This window comes from Citrobacter sp. Cf072 (genome assembly GCF_030334485.1).
Lineage (GTDB): Bacteria > Pseudomonadota > Gammaproteobacteria > Enterobacterales > Enterobacteriaceae > Citrobacter > Citrobacter freundii.
This window is the reverse complement of sequence record NZ_JAOWDX010000044.1, coordinates 511117-529195: the sequence shown is the minus strand read 5'-3', so window position 1 is coordinate 529195 and position 18079 is coordinate 511117. Positions and strand designations below refer to the sequence as shown.

The window sequence follows — 18079 nt, the reverse complement described above, 5'->3', positions numbered from 1 at the left end:
GTTTCGGACAACGGGCAAAGAATAATTGAACCTTTCCTTAATGAAACCGCATAATCGTCCCTGCGAAACATAAAATGTTTTCTTTGCATTGATAATTGATGGATCAACTATATTACGTCCCTGAGGAGGGATGACAAATGCACATTTGGAAAAAGAAACTTGTAGTATCACAATTAGCATTAGCCTGCACTTTGGCAATCACTTCTCAGGCGAATGCTTCTACTGATATCTCTGGGACCGCCTACACAACGTTTACCCATTATAATGATGCATCTTATGCTGATGGCGTCTATTACGATGGATATGTCGGGTGGAACAATTACGACACCGATAGTATTTATAACGGTGATATTTATCCGGTAATCAATAACGCTACTGTCAACGGCGTTATTTCTACTTATTATCTGGATGATGGGCTGTCTACTAACACCAATAACAACAGCCTGACGATTAAAAACAGTACCATTCATGGTATGGTGACATCCGAATGTATGACCACGGATTGTACTAACCGTACAGGTACCGACTACTACTACGATCGCCTGGCGATGAACGTTATCAACTCAACGATTGATGACAACTACGAACATTATACCTACAACGGTACGTATAATGACGCGGCTGACACGCACGTTGTCGACGTTTATAACCTGGGGACGGCTATCACGCTGGATCAAGAAGTTGATCTGTCTATCTCCAACAACTCTCACGTTGCGGGTATTACGCTGACTCAGGGTTATGAGTGGGAAGATATTGACGATAATACCGTCAGCACTGGCGTAAATAGCGGCGAAGTGTTTAACAACACCATTGTTGTTACCGATTCTACCTTGACCTCTGGCTCATGGTCTGATGAAGGTACCTCCGGTTGGTTTGGCAACACCAGCAATGCGAGCGACTACAACGGTAACGGCTGGAACGCTAATGATGTCGCATTAGCGGTTATTGCTCATCCGAATGCTGATAACGCGATGCAGACCAGCGCCACGTTTAATAATTCCACGCTGATGGGCGATGTGCTGTTCTCCAGCAACTTTGACGAGAACTTCTTCCCGAACGGTGCTGATACTTATCGTGATACCGATGCCGATCTGGATACCAACGGATGGGATGGTACTGACCGTCTGGATCTGACTCTGAACAACGGCAGCAAGTGGGTTGGTGCGGCCATGTCCGTACATCAGGTTGATGTTGATGGTGACGGTGTTTATGACAGCTACGCTGCGGGTACTGAAGCCACCGCTACGCTGATCGACATCACCGCTAACAGCCTGTGGCCAAATTCAACCTACGGTATTGATAGCGACACGACCTCTTATGACGAAAATGGTCATGTGGTTGGCAACGCTGTTTACCAGAGCGGTCTGTTCAACGTCACGCTGAACGGCGCTTCACAGTGGGATACCACCAAAACTTCTCTGATTGATACCCTGAGCATCAACAGCGGTTCCGTCGTCAACGTGGGTGATTCTACCCTGATCTCCGACACTATTGGCCTGACCGGTGGTTCTGCACTGAACATCAACGAAGATGGTCATGTTGCGACCGATACCCTGTCTATTGACAACAGTACCGTCACAATTGCTGATGATGTTGCTGCTGGCTGGAGTGTAGGAAGTGCTGCACTGTATGCCAACACCATCAACGTTACCAACAACGGTGTTCTGGATGTGGGTAACAGCACAGGTGATGCACTGCAGGTTGATACGCTGAATCTGACCAGCTACACCGACGCTTACAACCATGTTAATGCGGGTGTTTTCGACATCAACAGCACTAACTATGTACTGAATGCTGACCTGACCAACGATCGTACCAACGATACGACCCAGGCTAACTACGGTTATGGCGTGATCGCGATGAACTCTGATGGTCATCTGACTATCAACGGTAACGGCGATTCCGACACCTCAGGCGATCAGTCTGAAGTTGATAACTACGGTGACCATGTCGCGGCAGCAACCGGTAACTATAAAGTGCGTATCGACAACGCGACCGGCGCAGGCTCTGTTGCTGATTACAAAGGTAACGAGCTGATCTACGTTAATGACACGAACAGCAACGCGACCTTCTCTGCAGCCAACAAAGCTGACCTCGGTGCTTACACCTATCAGGCACAGCAGCAGGGTAACACCGTTGTTCTGCAGCAGATGGAACTGACAGACTACGCGAACATGGCGCTGAGCATCCCGTCTGCTAACACCAATATCTGGAACCTGGAACAAGACACCGTTGGTACTCGTCTGACTAACGCACGTCATGGTCTGGTTGATAACGGTGGTGCATGGGTAAGCTACTTCGGTGGTAGCTTCGATGCAGATAACGGCACCATTAACTACGATCAGGATGTTAACGGCATCATGGTTGGTGTTGATTCCAAAATTGATGGTAACAACGCTAAGTGGATTGTCGGTGCTGCAGCAGGCTTCGCGAAAGGTGATATGAGCGACCGTACCGGTCAGGTGGATCAGGATAGCCAGACTGCCTACATCTACTCTTCTGCTCGCTTTGACAACAACATCTTTGTTGACGGTAACTTAAGCTACTCCCACTTCAACAACGATCTGTCTGCTAACATGAGCAACGGTCAGTATGTTGATGGCAGCACCTCTTCTGATGCCTGGGGCTTTGGCTTGAAACTGGGTTATGACCTGAAGCTGGGTGACGCAGGCTACGTAACGCCATACGGCAGCGTATCCGGTCTGTTCCAGTCTGGTGATGATTATAAGCTGAGCAACGACATGAAAGTTGACGGTCAGTCTTATGACAGCATGCGCTATGAACTCGGTGTAGATGCAGGTTATACCTTCGCCTATAGCGAAGATCAGGCGCTGACTCCGTACTTCAAACTGGCCTACGTTTACGACGACTCTAACAACGATTCTGACGTAAACGGCGATTCTATCGACAACGGTGTAGAAGGTTCTGCGGTACGTGTTGGACTGGGTACTCAGTTCAGCTTTACCAAAAACTTCAGCGCCTACACCGATGCTAACTATCTTGGTGGTGGTGATGTAGATCAAGACTGGTCTGCAAATGTTGGCGTTAAATATACCTGGTAAGACATCTCTCGTTGTTAAAGAAAAGATAATCTAACTCAGAAAAATGCCCGTCACGGATTTGACGGGCATTTATTGCAAGGAATGCTCAGATGTTGTCTGCAAATAAACCGCTTGTGGAATTTGGTAAGCTTGATAAATGTTTGTCGAAATATGGCAAACACTTTGAGTGTGATAACGATAAAGAAATAATTTATTCCAGTGATATAAACAGTGACGATACCTTTATCATTTTAAATGGTGTAATTTCCCTGAGGCGAGGGGAGAATGTGCTGGTCGGTATTGCACAGGCGCCATTTATTATGGGGCTTTCAGATGGCGTGATGAAAACAGATATACAATACAGATTAATCACGGAAAGCGATTGTACGGGATACCATCTACCTGCCTCACAAACAATTAATATAATTGAAGAGTGCCAGCTTTGGCGTGAAGCTTTTTGTTGGTTGGCATGGCAAAATTCCATGCTTGAATTGCGAGATCTGCAGTTGATCGGCAATAACTCCTACGATCAGATTCGCGCGACGCTGATATCCATGATGAAATGGGACGACGTACTGCGTTCGCGTATCGGCGTCATGAACTATATTCACCAACGCACGCGAATTTCCCGCTCGGTTGTCGCTGAGGTTCTCGCGGCTTTGCGTAAAGGTGGTTACATTGAAATGAATAAAGGCAAACTGGTGAGCATTAACCGTTTGCCTTTTGAGTATTAACTCAGGATGCGGGAATAACCTGCGGTTTGTTCCCGCTCAACTCTGCAACCAGATTGTTGATACCGTCACTCATATTGGTAAAACGGGTTAGCGGAGAACGGGTCACCACGATAAACGCCCCGACGTTTTGTTGTGGGATCATCGCCATATAGGTGATGAAACCACCACCGCCGCCGGTTTTTTGAATAATTCCCGGTCGGCCATTCTTCGGCGCCATGTAGACCCAGCCCAAACCAAGCGCATCGGCTCTGCCTGGAACATCCATTCCCACCACTTTAGTTAACTGCGTACGCTGATAAATCAGCGTCTGCATCCGGTCGGCCTGCTGGCTACGATGATAAAAGTCAGAAGAGAGATACTGCTGCATCCAGCGCATCATATCGCCGGGCGTAGAATAGACGCCGCCGCTGCCCATTGCCGCCAGCGTATTGTTACAGGGGCTGGCGCCTTTTTCCGCGACCATCAGGCGTCGGCATTGATCGGGGGACGGGGTAAAGGTGGTGTCTTTCATCCCCAGCGGACGGGTGATTTTTTCTTCAAACAGCTGCGGATAAGGCTTACCAGAGGCCGCTCCCAGCGCATCGGCCAGCAGGTCAAACGCCAGGTTGGAATAAGATGCCTGTGAACCCGGTGCGGCTTTCAACGTGGCAGTAGAGAGATAGCTCCAGCGCTGCTCGCGGGTTGGCCAGACAAACACCGGGCGCTTTGCCGCGCCGCCAGGCTGCTCGCGCGGCAGCGCGCTGGTATGCGTCGCCAGATTCACAAGCGTAATCGGCGTGCCCTGATAAGTCGGCACGCGTGCACCTGGAGGTGCATATTTACTCAATGGATCGTTGAGTTTGACCGTGCCCTGATCGAGCAATTTCACCAGCATTTCGCTGGTCATTAATTTAGTGATTGAGGCAATTCGAATCACGGAATCAAGCTGTGGATGGACGTTGTTACCGGGACGCGTTTCGCCAAAGCTGCGAAATACGCGCTGATTACCATCAATCACCACGAGCGCCATCCCCGTAGCACCACTGCCGTAAAATATATGGTCGGCATAACGATCGACGATATCGGAGGCGAAAACCGGATCGGTTATAGGCTGTGCCGCCTGGACTGATGTCAATGACGCCGCACACAGCGCGGCAGAAAAAAGCAGACTACGTTTCAACGGTGGTGTCCATGAGTTAGAGAAAGTGAAAAAGGATGTCGTGCGTATGCGTATTTATACTACTCATCGGCGTATTGCAAAGCGCTTATCAACCAATGATAGTGGGAAAAACGTAACGATGAGTAAACGTAGGAGTTTCCTGGATTGCGGATGTTCGCTTTTGTGATCTTACGCTGTGATAATCTGCACATACTGGAACGTTGTCGAGTGTGAAAACCACAGAAACAATTCTTCATAACCGAGGTGCGAACTAAGTGCCTCGGTTTTGGTCACAATTGTCGGTTTCAGCTTGTGTTTTTGGGCGTAAGCCGTCTGGCCTCCGCACTCCACGGTGGCAAATGCACAGCAGTCGTCATAACGATAAGAAGTTAGCAGGAGAGCACTATGTTTAAGTCTTTTTTCCCAAAGCCGGGGCCGTTCTTTATTTCGGCATTTATTTGGGCACTTGTCGCCGTTGTATTCTGGCAAGCAGGTGGGGGAGCCTGGGTTGCACATATTACCGGAGCGTCGGGAGACGTACCTATTAGCGCAGCGCGTTTCTGGTCGTTGGATTATCTGATTTTTTATGCGTACTACATTCTTTGTGTCGGGGTGTTCGCGCTGTTCTGGTTTCTCTACAGCCCACACCGCTGGCAGTACTGGTCTATTCTGGGCACATCGCTGATTATTTTTGTGACCTGGTTTCTGGTTGAAGTCGGCGTCGCTGTCAACGCCTGGTACGCGCCATTTTATGACCTAATTCAAACTGCGCTCAGCACACCACACAAGGTGAAGATTGAGCAGTTCTATCATGAGGTTGGCATTTTTCTCGGCATTGCGCTGATAGCCGTGGTCATTGGCGTGATGAACAACTTCTTCGTCAGCCACTACGTATTCCGCTGGCGTACCGCGATGAACGAACACTATATGGCGCACTGGCAGCATTTGCGTCACATCGAAGGCGCAGCGCAGCGTGTGCAGGAAGACACCATGCGTTTTGCTTCTACGCTGGAAGATATGGGCGTCAGCTTTATCAACGCGATTATGACGCTGATTGCCTTCCTGCCTGTACTGGTTACGCTCTCTGCCCATGTTCCTGACCTGCCGATTGTTGGACATGTGCCTTATGGCCTGGTGATTGCCGCGATTGTCTGGTCGCTGATGGGAACCGGTTTGCTGGCCGTGGTCGGGATAAAACTTCCAGGGCTGGAGTTTAAAAACCAGCGCGTGGAAGCGGCCTATCGTAAAGAACTGGTCTATGGCGAAGATGATGGCAACCGTGCGACGCCACCGACGGTGCGTGAACTGTTTCATGCGGTACGCCAAAATTACTTCCGTCTCTATTTTCACTATATGTACTTCAATATCGCCCGTATTCTTTACCTGCAGGTTGATAACGTTTTCGGTTTGTTCCTGCTGTTTCCGTCGATTGTTGCCGGTACGATTACGCTCGGCCTGATGACGCAAATCACCAACGTGTTTGGCCAGGTGCGCGGCTCGTTCCAGTATCTGATTAACTCCTGGACAACGTTAGTGGAACTGATGTCTATTTATAAGCGTCTGCGCAGCTTTGAACGAGAGCTTGATGGTCAGGATATTCAGGAAGTTACCCATACACTGAGTTAATAATAAGGAGATGTTATGTCGACGGTTTCCCGTCTTTACCCCTTGTCTGGTCTTGCTGCACTGGTGCTGGTGGGATGTAGTAGCCAACCCGCGCAGCCGCTAAAAAAGGGGGAGAAAGCCGTCGATGTGGCGAGCGTGGTGCGCCAGAAAATGCCCGCCAGCGTGAAAGACCGGGACGCATGGGCGCAGGATTTGGCAAAGACTTTTGAAAGCCAGAAGCTGGCGCCGACGGTTGAAAACATCTGTTCGGTGCTGGCGGTCGCGCAACAGGAGTCAAATTACCAGGCGGATCCAGCCGTGCCGAACTTAAGTAAAATCGCCTGGAAAGAGATCGATCGTCGTGCCGAGCGTATGCACATCCCGCTATTTGTGGTGCATACCGCGCTGAAGATTAACTCGCCAACGGGGAAAAGCTACAGCGAGCGCCTGGATACGGTGAAAACCGAAAAACAGCTTAGCGCGATCTTTGATGATTTTATCAACATGGTACCGATGGGGCAGACGTTATTTGGTTCGCTTAATCCGGTGCATACCGGTGGGCCGATGCAGGTTAGCATCGCCTTTGCTGAGCAGCATGCCAGCGGCTACCCGTGGAAAATGGCGGGAACCGTGCGCCAGGAAGTATTTAGCCGCCGCGGTGGGCTGTGGTTCGGTACGTATCATCTGCTTAACTACCCGGCGAATTACAGTGCGCCAATTTTCCGCTTCGCCGATTTCAATGCCGGGTGGTATGCCAGCCGCAATGCAGCTTTCCAGAATGCGGTCAGTAAAGCCAGCGGCGTGAAGCTGGCGATGGACGGTGATTTAATTCTCTATGGCAGCAGCGAGCCGGGCAAAACCGAGCTGGCGGTACGTAAACTGGCCGGGAAGCTAGGGATGAGCGAGAGTGAGATCCGCCGTCAACTGCAAAAAGGTGACAGCCAGGCCTTTGAAGAGACCGCGCTGTACGAGAAAGTCTATAAGCTGGCGGAAGCGAAGGCGGGGAAAACGCTTCCCCGTGAAATGCTGCCTGGCATTCAACTGGAAAGCCCGAAGATCACACGTAACCTGACTACCGCGTGGTTTGCTAAACGCGTGGACGATCGTCGGGCGAAATGTATGGGTCAGTCATCGTTATGATGACGGCGGCGCCAACGCGCGAATGCCGCGATGGCGCCAAGAATCAGGCTTCCGGCGAGAAAAGGGACCAGTCCAAAAAGGGTTCCGACGCCCAGGCCGATTTCAACTCGCGGGCGCCCTGTCTCTTGCATTTGCAACTGCATCAACTGCTCATAGATGCCGGGAGCGTGGGCCAACAGATTTAAAATCTGCGCGCCCGCCCAGAAGCAAAACAGCACAAATACGGCATACGCAATGTTGCCGGGCAGGGAGGAGGGATCCCGATGCTTGCCCTTAAACAGGGATTTTGAGAGCGTAAAATCAGCCATAAAGACCTCCGGAAATAACCTGCTTTTTTGACGTAATGCCTGTAACTGAAAGTGAGTCTGACAGGTGATCGGCAATGTCAATATCAGAATGATGGTAATTTCAGGTAGAGATTATTCCTGGATTTCGGTTTTTTGTTGGTGGTCACAATTATGTAACCTTAAGTGAAATTGAGTTACATTTAAGAAATTCCGCACAGGCCACAGACGCCCACGGGGAAATGTGCGAGGATGCCTCCCTGTGTTGTATTTCCACCGGAGCTGTTATGAATCTGCCTGTAAAAATCCGCCGAGACTGGCACTATTATGCCTTCGCTATTGGGCTTATCTTTATTCTGAATGGCGTGGTGGGCTTACTCGGTTTTGAAGCGCAGGGGTGGCAAACCTATGCGGTAGGGCTGGTCACCTGGGTGATTAGCTTTTGGCTGGCCGGATTAATCATCCGTCGCCGCGTTGAAGATGATGAAGTAAAGGATGCCCAATAGCTATATCAGGCATCCTGGCGGGTTTACATACTGGTTTTCAGCGCGCTATCCGCAGCATGGCGTTCCAGCGCCAGTTCGATCAGGCGAGTGATCAAATCGGTATAGCCTAAACCGCTCGCCTGCCACAGCTTCGGGTACATACTGATGTTGGTAAAACCTGGCAGCGTGTTGATCTCATTGATCACAACGTCGTTTTCAGCAGTTAAGAAAACGTCCACGCGCGCCATGCCGGCACAGCCCAGTGTCTGGTAGGCCTGAATGGCGATTTCGCGGATCTTGTCGTTAATCTCTGGTGCAATTGCTGCCGGAACGACAACTGTGGCACCGTTATCGTCAATGTATTTAGTGTCGTAAGCGTAAAAATCGCTGTTCAGCACAATCTCTCCACAAGTACTGGCCTGCGGATGATCGTTGCCCAGTACCGCACATTCGATCTCGCGGCCTTTGATCCCTTGCTCCACCACGACTTTATGATCGAATTCAAATGCCAGCGCAACGGCCTGATCGTATTGGGCTTCGCTGGTTACTTTGCTGACGCCAACGGACGATCCCTGGTTGGCCGGTTTTACAAACAACGGCAGACCCAGGCGGGATTCCACTTCGCTAAAGCTGATGCTGTTGCGATTGGCGCGAGTGAGCGTAATAAATGGCGCGATGTTTAATCCGGCATCACGCAGCAGACGTTTGGTCACGTCTTTATCCATACAGGCCGCAGAACCCAGCACATCAGAACCTACGAACGGTAGGTTTGCCACGCGCAGCATGCCCTGCAGAGAGCCATCTTCACCCAGAGTGCCATGTACGATCGGGAAAATAACATCGACCGTCGGCAGCGGTTGACCGTTTTGTGCATCGATCAACTGGTGCGCTTGTTTACCCGGTACCTGCGCCAGGCTGGTCTCAGAAGGTCGCAACGCAATATGCGCCGGGTCGTCTGAATTGAGCAGATAATTACTGGCATCGCTGACGTGCCATTGCCCTTGTTTATCAATACCTAACAGCACAACGTCAAAGCGAGTCTTGTCGATGGCATCGACAATATTTTTTGCCGATTGCAATGACACTTCATGTTCCGCTGATTTACCACCAAATACGATTCCTACCCGCAACTTTGCCATCTTAAAAACCCATTCCATGAATGCAAAGCACATACATTACCACGACAAAACGCAGGTTTCCTCGGCTTCTGGCAGATTGTTTTGGCTGACGACAGGGGAATAGAACACAACAAACAAGCGGCTCGCACGCGAAGCATAATCCCCTGCTTATATTATGGGTTTGATGTGAGCTGTATCACAAATATGATGAGCGGGAAGATAAAATACTAAACTGTGATTTATCGCACCTGTGGACCCTTATTCAGCTAAGTAATTTGTTAAGCTGCTCGCAGTTTTCAGCTACTTATCGTTATGAGTCCTTATGGAATCCTGGAGAGTTAACCTTATTTCCGTTTGGTTCGGGTGCTTTTTTACCGGACTGGCGATTAGCCAAATCTTGCCTTTTTTACCACTCTATATCTCCCAACTGGGCGTGACCTCGCATGAAGCGCTCTCAATGTGGTCCGGATTAACGTTCAGCGTCACCTTCCTGATTTCAGCTATTGTCTCTCCAATGTGGGGCAGTTTAGCCGACCGCAAAGGACGCAAGCTAATGCTGCTGCGGGCCTCACTGGGTATGGCCATTGCGATTTTGCTACAGGCATTTGCTACTAACGTCTGGCAACTTTTTCTGCTGCGCGGGGTGATGGGGTTAACCTCCGGTTATATTCCTAATGCGATGGCGCTGGTCGCGTCACAGGTTCCGCGTGAACGCAGCGGTTGGGCGCTGAGTACGCTGTCGACGGCGCAAATTAGCGGTGTCATTGGTGGACCGTTAATGGGGGGCTTTATTGCCGATCACGTTGGCTTACGGGCGGTATTCTGTATTACCGCCGCTTTGCTGGTGGTGAGTTTTCTGGTCACACTGTTCTTGATCAAAGAGGGCGTTCGTCCGACGATTAAAAAAAGCGAACGTCTGAGTGGGAAGGCCGTATTTGCCTCGCTTTCACATCCGGCGCTGGTGATCAGCCTGTTTTTTACCACCATGGTGATTCAACTTTGTAACGGTTCAATTGGGCCAATTCTGGCGCTGTTTATTAAATCAATGGTCCCAGATAGTTCGAATATTGCCTTTCTCAGCGGGCTGATAGCCTCAGTACCGGGCATTTCTGCTCTGATTTCCGCGCCTCGACTTGGTAAATTAGGCGACCGTATTGGTACTGAGCGGATTTTAATGGCGACGTTAATCTTCGCGGTGGTGCTGTTTTTCGCTATGTCGTGGGTCACCACGCCGTTGCAGTTGGGAGTTCTCCGTTTTCTGCTTGGCTTTGCCGACGGTGCGATGTTGCCGGCGGTGCAGACGCTGTTAGTGAAATACTCCAGCGATCAGATAACCGGGCGCATCTTTGGTTATAACCAGTCATTTATGTATCTCGGCAACGTCGCCGGGCCATTAATGGGGGCGACGGTTTCGGCAATGGCGGGGTTCCGTTGGGTGTTCATTGCTACAGCAAGCATTGTGCTTATCAATATCTGGCAATTGGCTATTGCGTTGCGACGTCGGCGCGGGGGGCGTTGAGCTCCTGATTAACAACGCTGCCTGTCAGCGTTGTTAATCCATAATTGTGTATTGTATATTTGTGTGATTATTAATTTTCTTACCTTTTTATATTGAATCATTCTGCGTCAAGACGCATTTACCCTTATTTTGTGTTGTGATTGTTTTCGCAAATCGTTTTATTACTTATAAAAATACAACTTTCATCCTCTAGGCAGTCGTGAGCCTTAATGATAACGTGACCCATATTTTGTTAAGGGAATAGGCAAATGAAAAACCTCGTCACTGAGTTGTTACTTAAACTCGCGCAAAAAGAAGAAGAGTCGCAAGATCTGGCGGTACAGGTCGAAACGTTAGAGCGAGTAATCATCGAAATGCTGCGCAATATGGCGTGGAACGATCGGCAAATATTTATTCGTCAAATTGAGGGGGCGCTGGCTGATGTAAACCGCATGCCCGCGTTTCTGACGAACATACATAACGCTTGCGAGATCGTACCAAAAGCGTTTTGAACCATCTGTGGCGGGGCACCCACAAATTATCATAAAAGTGTCACATCAAATACTTATAGTCGCTTTGTTTTAATTTTACCGTATTTATACATGGAGAATATAAAGTGAAACAAAGCGCACTCGCTATTGCCCTGTTACCTTTGCTGTTTACCCCGGTTATTAATGCAGAAACATCTACTGTAGCGGTTTTGGATAATCGTGCCGCTCAAGGTGATATCTCCACGCCGGGTGGCGCTCGCCGATTGTCTGCCGACCAAACCGCGGCTCTGCGCGAATCGCTGAACGACAAACCGGCCAAAAATATTATTTTACTGATTGGCGATGGGATGGGGGATTCCGAAATAACGGCAGCGCGAAATTATGCTGAAGGCGCGGGCGGCTTTTTTAAAGGTATTGATGCTTTACCGTTGACCGGACAATACACACATTATGCGTTGGATAAGAAAACCGGCAAGCCCGATTATGTGACAGATTCTGCAGCATCGGCGACGGCGTGGACGACCGGTGTTAAAACTTACAATGGTGCTCTGGGCGTTGATATTCATGAGAAAAATCACGCTACTATTCTGGAAATGGCCAAAGCGGCGGGTCTGGCGACAGGTAACGTTTCCACGGCTGAATTGCAGGATGCCACGCCTGCCGCACTGGTTGCCCATGTCACTTCGCGTAAATGCTATGGCCCGAGCGTGACGGCTGAAAAATGCCCGACGAACGCGCTGGAAAAAGGCGGTAAAGGGTCGATTACCGAACAATTATTAAAGGCCCGTGCGGATGTTACGTTAGGTGGCGGGGCAAAAACTTTTACTGAAACAGCTACGGCAGGTGAGTGGCAGGGTAAAACGCTGCGTGAACAAGCACAGGCCCGTGGTTACCAGATGGTGAGTGATACCGCGACGCTGGCGGCGATTACCGAAGCGAATCAGGATAAACCGCTGTTGGGTCTGTTCTCTGACGGTAATATGCCAGTGCGTTGGGAAGGCCCGAAAGCGTCTTATCACGGAAATCTGGATAAGCCGGTAGTGACCTGCACGCCAAATCCAAAACGTAACGACAGCGTGCCGACTCTGGCACAGATGACGGATAAAGCGATTGAGCTGTTAAGCAAAAATGAGAAAGGCTTCTTCCTGCAAGTGGAAGGCGCGTCAATCGACAAACAAGATCACGCCGCTAACCCGTGTGGACAAATTGGTGAAACTGTCGATCTGGATGAAGCGGTGCAGCGTGCGCTTGCTTTTGCGAAGAAAGATGGCAACACCCTGGTCGTGGTAACCGCTGACCACGCGCATGCCAGCCAGATAGTCGCACCGGATACTAAAGCACCCGGTTTAACGCAAGCGCTGAACACCAAAGATGGTGCGGTGATGGTCATTAGCTATGGCAACTCTGAAGAAGAGTCCCAGGAGCACACCGGCAGCCAACTGCGTATTGCAGCCTATGGCCCTCATGCGGCGAATGTGGTTGGCCTGACCGATCAAACCGACCTGTTCTACACCATGAAAGCGGCGTTAGGACTGAAATAACCCGACGCCCGGCGGCAATACTTTTGCCGTCGGGTGGTTTTTTTATCGTTAGCAGCCAAACTTACCTGTGTGTCGTCGTTCAGAAAAGGATGGTGCTATGAAAATTACATTATTAATGACGTTGCTTTTTGGTCTTATTTTTTTAACTACCGTCGGTGCTGCCGAGAAGACATTAACCCCGCAACAACAACGTATGACCACCTGCAATCAGCAGGCAACGGCGCAAACCTTAAAAGGGGATGCGCGTAAGACGTATATGAGTGATTGCCTGAAAAACAGTAAATCTGGGCCTGAGGAAAAGAGTCTGACGCCGCAGCAGCAGAAAATGCGTGAATGCAACGTCAAGGCGACGGAGCAGTCTCTGAAAGGCGATGATCGTAATAAGTTTATGAGTGCTTGCCTGAAAAAATCTGCTTAGCACTTCCGGGTGAGCAGATAAAATCGCTCACCCGAAATATCATACTTCCGCCGCCAGACCCCTTCCTATAATTTGGGAAATTTGTTTCAGAATATTCCCAAATACGATGAATGATGAAAATTTTTATCAAAAGAAGGTCGTCTCAAATGAAGCATTTATATTGCTTCATCAAAATGACCACCAACGTTCCGGTCTGCGATTTGCCCGACGAATCAGGCTGCCGCGAGCAGTGGGATTGGGGGGAATGTTTTTCCCTATCGCGTCGGTATTAGTTTCTCAGCCAATAACCGGAGGCTGGTGGCTTTTGCTGGTGGGATGGGCATTTGTCTGGCCACATCTGGCATGGCAATTGGCAAGTAAAGCTGTCGATCCACTGCATAGCGAATATACCAACTTAAAAGCCGATGCCATCCTCGCCGGGATGTGGATGGGGATTATGGGGATAAACTTGCTGCCATCCACGGCGCTGTTGATGATTATCTGTATCAACCTGATGGGCGCAGGAGGTATGCGAGTCTTCATCGCAGGCGCCGTGTTGATGGTGGTTTCCTGCCTGGTGACGTTACAGTTAACGGATATCCCCATGGCTTTTAGCAGTACGCAGCTGAGCGTGCTGCTGTCACTGCCAGTGTTAGTGGTTTACCCGTTGCTGTTTGCCTGGGTGAGTTATAAGACGCTCATCCGGCTGGCAGAACATAAACGTCGCTTACAGGTTATGAGTACGCGAGATGGGATGACCGGGGTGTATAACCGACGTCATTGGGAACTGTTGCTGCGTAATGAATTTGATAATTGCCGCCGCCATCAGCGTGATGCCACGCTTCTTATCATCGATATCGACCATTTTAAGAGTATCAATGATACCTGGGGCCATGACGTAGGGGATCAGGCCATTGTTGCACTGACCCGCCAGTTACAGATGACCTTACGCGGTAGCGATGTGATTGGGCGTTTTGGCGGTGATGAGTTTGCGGTAATCATGTGTGGCACGTCGGCGAGCAGCGCGATTGCAGCGATGTCTCGTGTTCACGAACGGCTTACCCAACTGCGTTTATCTTGCGCGCCGCAGGTTGACCTGCGCATTAGCGTGGGCGTTGCGCCGCTGACATCTGAAACTGAACACTATAGAGAATGGTTAAAATCAGCAGATATGGCGCTCTATAAAGCAAAGAATTCCGGACGTAACCGCACTGAAGCGGCGGCATGACGTCCGGCGGTGTTAACTCAGGAGCGGCTGAGTTTTTCCGATTGCTCCATGCACTTAATCATCGCTTCAATTACTGATGAACGGAAACCGCGTTCTTCCAGGACGCGTACCGCCTCAATGGTGGTTCCACCTGGCGAGCACACCATATCCTTTAATTCGCCAGGATGTTTACCCGTTTCCAGTACCATCTTCGCCGAACCCATTACCGCTTGTGCCGCAAATTTATAAGCCTGCGCGCGGGGCATTCCCCCCTGAACGGCGGCATCTGCCATTGCTTCGATAAACATAAATACATAGGCCGGTGCTGAACCGCTGACACCAACGACCGGATGAATCATTGCCTCCGCAATGACTTCAGCTTCGCCAAAGCAGCGGAAGATATTCAGCACGTCAGCCGTATCTTCCGGCGTGACTAAGGCGTTTGGCGTGACGGAGGTCATTCCGGCGTTCACCAGCGACGGCGTGTTTGGCATCGCGCGAATGATTTTACGGTCGTGACCCAGCGCGCGGGCAAGCTGATCGAGGGTGACGCCTGCGGCAATTGAGACGACCAGGGAGTCTTTGTTCAGGCTGGAGGTAATTTCGCTCAGCACCTTAATCATAATGCCTGGCTTTACAGCCCCAAAAACAATATCAGCGATCTGCGCGACTTCTTGTGCAGACTGCGCCGCATTAATGCCGTACTGGTCGTGTAGCGCGGCGACCTTATCGGGGGAAGGGGTATAGACCCAGATTTGTCCGGGGAGAACCTGACCGCTGGCGATCATGCCGCCAAGAATGGCTTTGCCCATATTACCGCAGCCGATAAAACCAATTTTCTTGTCCATCTTGTCACTCCCTATGGATGATATTCATTGTTTTATACCCTAATTAGTTTAAGTAACTTGAATTATTTAGGGTAAATCTGGGAAAGCTAAGCTTAGCGCGGAATGAATATGTTCAGAAGGAGAAACAGCACTTTGCCTGAAAGTAAAAGCACGCGACAATGTGCGGCAGCACACCAGTGAGGAGAAGTTATGACAATATGGGTAGATGCCGATGCGTGTCCGAATGTGATTAAAGACATTTTGTACCGCGCTTCTGAGCGCATGCAAATGCCGCTTGTTTTGGTGGCCAACCAAAGCCTGCGCGTCCCGCCTTCGCGTTTCATCAGCACATTACGTGTGCCTGCGGGCTTTGACGTGGCTGATAACGAGATTGTGCGTCAGTGCAGTGCTGGTGATTTAGTGATAACGGCAGATATTCCGCTGGCGGCTGAAGTGATTGAAAAAGGTGCGGCGGCGCTTAACCCGCGTGGCGAACGTTATACCGAAGCCACGATCCGCGAGCGTCTGATGATGCGTGATTTTATGGATACGCTACGCGCTAGCGGTATTCAGACCGGGGGGCCGGACAGCCTTTCGTCCCGCGACAGACAGCATTTTGCAGCTGAACTGGATAAGTGGTGGCTGGAAGTTCAGCGTAGAAAATAGTGTGTGTAATTTATTATTTACACTTTATTCGTTGTGAATTCTTGTTATAGTAGGGGTTAACTCATCTCGCCATTCTTTATGTAATTTTTTCTTTACGGTTTTGGCTGTGTACTAGTTTGATGATATGATTATATTTTTAACCGCATCAGATCCCGCTTGTTGGCGGCTCTCTGGGGAAATTCTGTGATGACGCAACCTCTTTTTCTTGTTGGCCCCCGGGGGTGTGGTAAGACGACAACCGGTATGGCGCTGGCAAAGGCTATTGATTTCCAGTTCGTTGATACCGATCGCTGGTTGCAATCGCACGTGCAAATGACCGTGGCGGAAATCGTCGAAAGAGAAGGGTGGGAAGGGTTTCGTGCCCAGGAAACGACCGCTCTGCAGGCTGTCACAGCACCAGCAACGGTTGTTGCGACCGGCGGCGGTATTATTCTTACCGAATTTAACCGTCACTACATGCGCAGCCACGGCGTGGTTATCTATTTAAGCGCACCGGTATCGGTACTGGTTGATCGTCTGGAGGCGACGCCTGAAGAAGGATTACGACCGACCTTAACCGGCAAGCCGTTGACTGAAGAAGTGCAGGAAGTGCTCGCCCAGCGAGATGTTTTGTATCGCGAAGCCGCGCACTATATCGTTGATGCCACCAATGCGCCTGCGCAGGTGGTGGAAGACATTCTTGGGAGACTGGCGCAGGCAGCGCCACGGTTGCAGGGCGGTGTCTATACTTAATGTTCATCCAGTGAAAAGGAAGAACTATGCCGACACAACCACCTTACCCACGTCAAGCAACCATTGTTACGGTTGAAAAAGGGACGCCAGGCCAGACGGTAACCTGGTATCAACTTCGTGCCGATCACCCTAAACCGAATTCGTTGATCAGTGAGCATCCTTCGGCTCAGGAAGCGATGGATGCTAAAAAACGCTACGAAGACCCCGATAAAACCTGATATGAAGACCGCCCTGGCACGAGTCTTAAAAGTGCCAGTCCGGGCGTGCATCACATTTTTTTAAATTTCGCTGTATACAGTAAAAATTGAAAATTAAACAATAACAATCCAGTACTGGAATGATCTGGAATCTTTACACAATACACCGCCGATCTACTGCTACGCTTTTGAGCATTTGTAGCACAGGTTAGCGTCCGGCACGTGTCCGGGATTTCACAGCAAAGTAAGAAAACGGTGGAGCAACAAATGAGTACGTCGTTGGCTATCCTCACGATTGGCGTTGTGCCGATGTGTGAGGTGTTACCGCTCCTGACGGAATATATTGATGAACAGCACATTACTCACCACAGTCTGCTGGGGCAGATGCAGCGAGAAGATGTGATGGCTGAGTACGGAGCTTCACCCGGTGATGAGCTGTTATTAACGCTGCTTAGCGACCATCAGCTTGCACATGTCTCGCGCCTGAAGGTAGAACGCTCGCTACAAAGTATCGTGGAGGTGCTGGATAATCAGGGCTTTGACGTGATCCTGCTGATGAGTACCGCTTCAATCACCCGTCTGACCGCCCGCAATAGCATCTTGTTGGAACCCATGCGCATTATTCCCCCGTTAGTGGCTTCGATTGTCGAAGGGCATCAGGTTGGGGTCATAGTACCTGTTGCTGAATTGCTCAAAGCCCAGACACAAAAGTGGCAGGTGTTACAAACGCCGCCAGTGTATGCCGTAGCGAATCCAGTAGAAGGTTCTGAACAACAGCTGATTGATGCCGGAAAATATCTCCTTGAGCAAGGCGCTGATGTTCTCATGCTGGACTGCCTGGGTTTTCATCAACGCCATCGTGATTTACTGCAAAAGTCGCTGGATGTCCCGGTTTTGCTGTCCAATGTGTTGATTGCCCGACTAGCTTCGGAATTGCTGGCGTAATTTTGCGTGACAGGTGGAACGTCAGCCCCCTAT

The 18079-nt window shown here is 50.1% G+C and carries 18 protein-coding genes; 14 read left to right on the top strand and 4 right to left on the bottom strand.

The features are described 5' to 3' along the window. Positions 1-137: 137 nt before the first annotated feature. Positions 138-3062, top strand: coding sequence for an autotransporter adhesin EhaB (ehaB, locus tag OGX66_RS11545; protein ID WP_046669804.1), 2925 nt, complete (start codon positions 138-140; stop codon positions 3060-3062). Between the two features lie 89 nt (positions 3063-3151). Then, on the top strand, positions 3152-3775 hold the full coding sequence (gene iprA / locus OGX66_RS11540; protein WP_003847633.1) for a hydrogen peroxide resistance inhibitor IprA: 624 nt from the start codon (positions 3152-3154) through the stop codon (positions 3773-3775). Between the two features lies 1 nt (position 3776). Here the strand turns inward: iprA and ampH are convergent, their stop codons facing one another. Beyond that, a complete protein-coding gene (gene ampH, locus OGX66_RS11535; RefSeq protein ID WP_270921562.1) occupies positions 3777-4934 on the bottom strand; it encodes a D-alanyl-D-alanine-carboxypeptidase/endopeptidase AmpH in 1158 nt (385 codons plus the stop codon). A gap of 384 nt (positions 4935-5318) precedes the next feature. On the opposite strand from ampH, the gene sbmA reads away from it, so the two are divergent. Further along, entirely contained in the window at positions 5319-6539 is a 1221-nt protein-coding gene (gene sbmA / locus OGX66_RS11530; protein ID WP_003836023.1) for a peptide antibiotic transporter SbmA, read from the top strand. Between the two features lie 15 nt (positions 6540-6554). Next, positions 6555-7658, top strand: coding sequence for a DUF1615 domain-containing protein (locus OGX66_RS11525; RefSeq protein WP_088902668.1), 1104 nt, complete (start codon positions 6555-6557; stop codon positions 7656-7658). Here OGX66_RS11525 and OGX66_RS11520 read toward each other — a convergent pair. Continuing rightward, a complete protein-coding gene (locus OGX66_RS11520; protein WP_003021437.1) occupies positions 7643-7966 on the bottom strand; it encodes a DUF2755 family protein in 324 nt (107 codons plus the stop codon). The two genes, OGX66_RS11525 and OGX66_RS11520, sit on opposite strands and share 16 nt — an antisense overlap. Positions 7967-8229: 263 nt before the next feature. Here OGX66_RS11520 and OGX66_RS11515 point away from each other — a divergent pair, with 263 nt between their 5' ends. Continuing rightward, a complete protein-coding gene (locus tag OGX66_RS11515; RefSeq protein WP_003021440.1) occupies positions 8230-8448 on the top strand; it encodes a DUF2754 domain-containing protein in 219 nt (72 codons plus the stop codon). 23 nt (positions 8449-8471) lie between these two features. Here OGX66_RS11515 and ddlA read toward each other — a convergent pair whose 3' ends face one another. Continuing rightward, a complete protein-coding gene (gene ddlA / locus OGX66_RS11510) occupies positions 8472-9566 on the bottom strand; it encodes a D-alanine--D-alanine ligase (RefSeq protein ID WP_003847629.1) in 1095 nt (364 codons plus the stop codon). Between the two features lie 301 nt (positions 9567-9867). On the opposite strand from ddlA, the gene OGX66_RS11505 reads away from it, so the two are divergent. The 5 genes from OGX66_RS11505 (at position 9868) to adrA (ending at position 14700) form a co-directional block, all read left to right on the top strand. After that, on the top strand, positions 9868-11064 hold the full coding sequence (locus OGX66_RS11505) for a multidrug efflux MFS transporter (protein ID WP_003021445.1): 1197 nt from the start codon (positions 9868-9870) through the stop codon (positions 11062-11064). Positions 11065-11312: 248 nt separating this feature from the next. After that, positions 11313-11555: a sigma-S stabilization anti-adapter protein IraP gene (locus OGX66_RS11500; protein ID WP_003021448.1), complete on the top strand. Its 243-nt coding sequence runs from the start codon at positions 11313-11315 to the stop codon at positions 11553-11555. 104 nt (positions 11556-11659) lie between these two features. Continuing rightward, the gene (gene phoA, locus OGX66_RS11495) at positions 11660-13075 is read left to right on the top strand and encodes an alkaline phosphatase (protein WP_088902666.1); all 1416 of its coding nucleotides are present in this window, start codon (positions 11660-11662) and stop codon (positions 13073-13075) included. A 97-nt stretch (positions 13076-13172) separates the two neighbouring features. Beyond that, positions 13173-13493 carry a phosphate starvation-inducible protein PsiF gene (gene psiF / locus OGX66_RS11490; protein ID WP_003021454.1) on the top strand — a complete coding sequence of 107 codons (321 nt, stop codon included), beginning with the start codon at positions 13173-13175 and terminating at the stop codon, positions 13491-13493. A 91-nt stretch (positions 13494-13584) separates the two neighbouring features. After that, positions 13585-14700, top strand: coding sequence for a diguanylate cyclase AdrA (adrA, locus tag OGX66_RS11485; protein WP_085954043.1), 1116 nt, complete (start codon positions 13585-13587; stop codon positions 14698-14700). A 17-nt stretch (positions 14701-14717) separates the two neighbouring features. Here adrA and proC read toward each other — a convergent pair whose 3' ends face one another. After that, the gene (gene proC / locus OGX66_RS11480; RefSeq protein WP_003021462.1) at positions 14718-15527 is read right to left on the bottom strand and encodes a pyrroline-5-carboxylate reductase; all 810 of its coding nucleotides are present in this window, start codon (positions 15525-15527) and stop codon (positions 14718-14720) included. Positions 15528-15716: 189 nt separating this feature from the next. Between proC and OGX66_RS11475 the strand changes: the two genes are divergently transcribed. From OGX66_RS11475 to OGX66_RS11460, 4 genes are all read left to right on the top strand, one after another. After that, positions 15717-16172, top strand: coding sequence for a YaiI/YqxD family protein (locus OGX66_RS11475; protein WP_003021467.1), 456 nt, complete (start codon positions 15717-15719; stop codon positions 16170-16172). A gap of 186 nt (positions 16173-16358) precedes the next feature. After that, positions 16359-16904: a shikimate kinase AroL gene (gene aroL, locus OGX66_RS11470; protein WP_032948673.1), complete on the top strand. Its 546-nt coding sequence runs from the start codon at positions 16359-16361 to the stop codon at positions 16902-16904. Between the two features lie 26 nt (positions 16905-16930). Then, positions 16931-17122, top strand: a complete 192-nt coding sequence (yaiA, locus tag OGX66_RS11465) for a protein YaiA (RefSeq protein ID WP_003021472.1) — start codon at positions 16931-16933, stop codon at positions 17120-17122. A gap of 246 nt (positions 17123-17368) precedes the next feature. Continuing rightward, positions 17369-18046, top strand: coding sequence for an AroM family protein (locus OGX66_RS11460; RefSeq protein ID WP_088902665.1), 678 nt, complete (start codon positions 17369-17371; stop codon positions 18044-18046). Positions 18047-18079 lie beyond the last annotated feature (33 nt).

Bases quoted from the DNA above. Each gene is read 5' to 3' on its own strand.
- proC (WP_003021462.1), bottom strand. From the start codon at position 15,527: ATGGACAAGAAAATTGGTTTTATCGGCTGCGGTAATATGGGCAAAGCC.
- iprA (WP_003847633.1), top strand. From the start codon at position 3,152: ATGTTGTCTGCAAATAAACCGCTTGTGGAATTTGGTAAGCTTGATAAA.
- OGX66_RS11525 (WP_088902668.1), top strand. From the start codon at position 6,555: ATGTCGACGGTTTCCCGTCTTTACCCCTTGTCTGGTCTTGCTGCACTG.
- OGX66_RS11520 (WP_003021437.1), bottom strand. From the start codon at position 7,966: ATGGCTGATTTTACGCTCTCAAAATCCCTGTTTAAGGGCAAGCATCGG.
- OGX66_RS11505 (WP_003021445.1), top strand. From the start codon at position 9,868: ATGGAATCCTGGAGAGTTAACCTTATTTCCGTTTGGTTCGGGTGCTTT.
- yaiA (WP_003021472.1), top strand. From the start codon at position 16,931: ATGCCGACACAACCACCTTACCCACGTCAAGCAACCATTGTTACGGTT.
- psiF (WP_003021454.1), top strand. From the start codon at position 13,173: ATGAAAATTACATTATTAATGACGTTGCTTTTTGGTCTTATTTTTTTA.
- OGX66_RS11460 (WP_088902665.1), top strand. From the start codon at position 17,369: ATGAGTACGTCGTTGGCTATCCTCACGATTGGCGTTGTGCCGATGTGT.
- OGX66_RS11475 (WP_003021467.1), top strand. From the start codon at position 15,717: ATGACAATATGGGTAGATGCCGATGCGTGTCCGAATGTGATTAAAGAC.
- OGX66_RS11500 (WP_003021448.1), top strand. From the start codon at position 11,313: ATGAAAAACCTCGTCACTGAGTTGTTACTTAAACTCGCGCAAAAAGAA.
- ddlA (WP_003847629.1), bottom strand. From the start codon at position 9,566: ATGGCAAAGTTGCGGGTAGGAATCGTATTTGGTGGTAAATCAGCGGAA.
- OGX66_RS11515 (WP_003021440.1), top strand. From the start codon at position 8,230: ATGAATCTGCCTGTAAAAATCCGCCGAGACTGGCACTATTATGCCTTC.
- ehaB (WP_046669804.1), top strand. From the start codon at position 138: ATGCACATTTGGAAAAAGAAACTTGTAGTATCACAATTAGCATTAGCC.
- sbmA (WP_003836023.1), top strand. From the start codon at position 5,319: ATGTTTAAGTCTTTTTTCCCAAAGCCGGGGCCGTTCTTTATTTCGGCA.
- aroL (WP_032948673.1), top strand. From the start codon at position 16,359: ATGACGCAACCTCTTTTTCTTGTTGGCCCCCGGGGGTGTGGTAAGACG.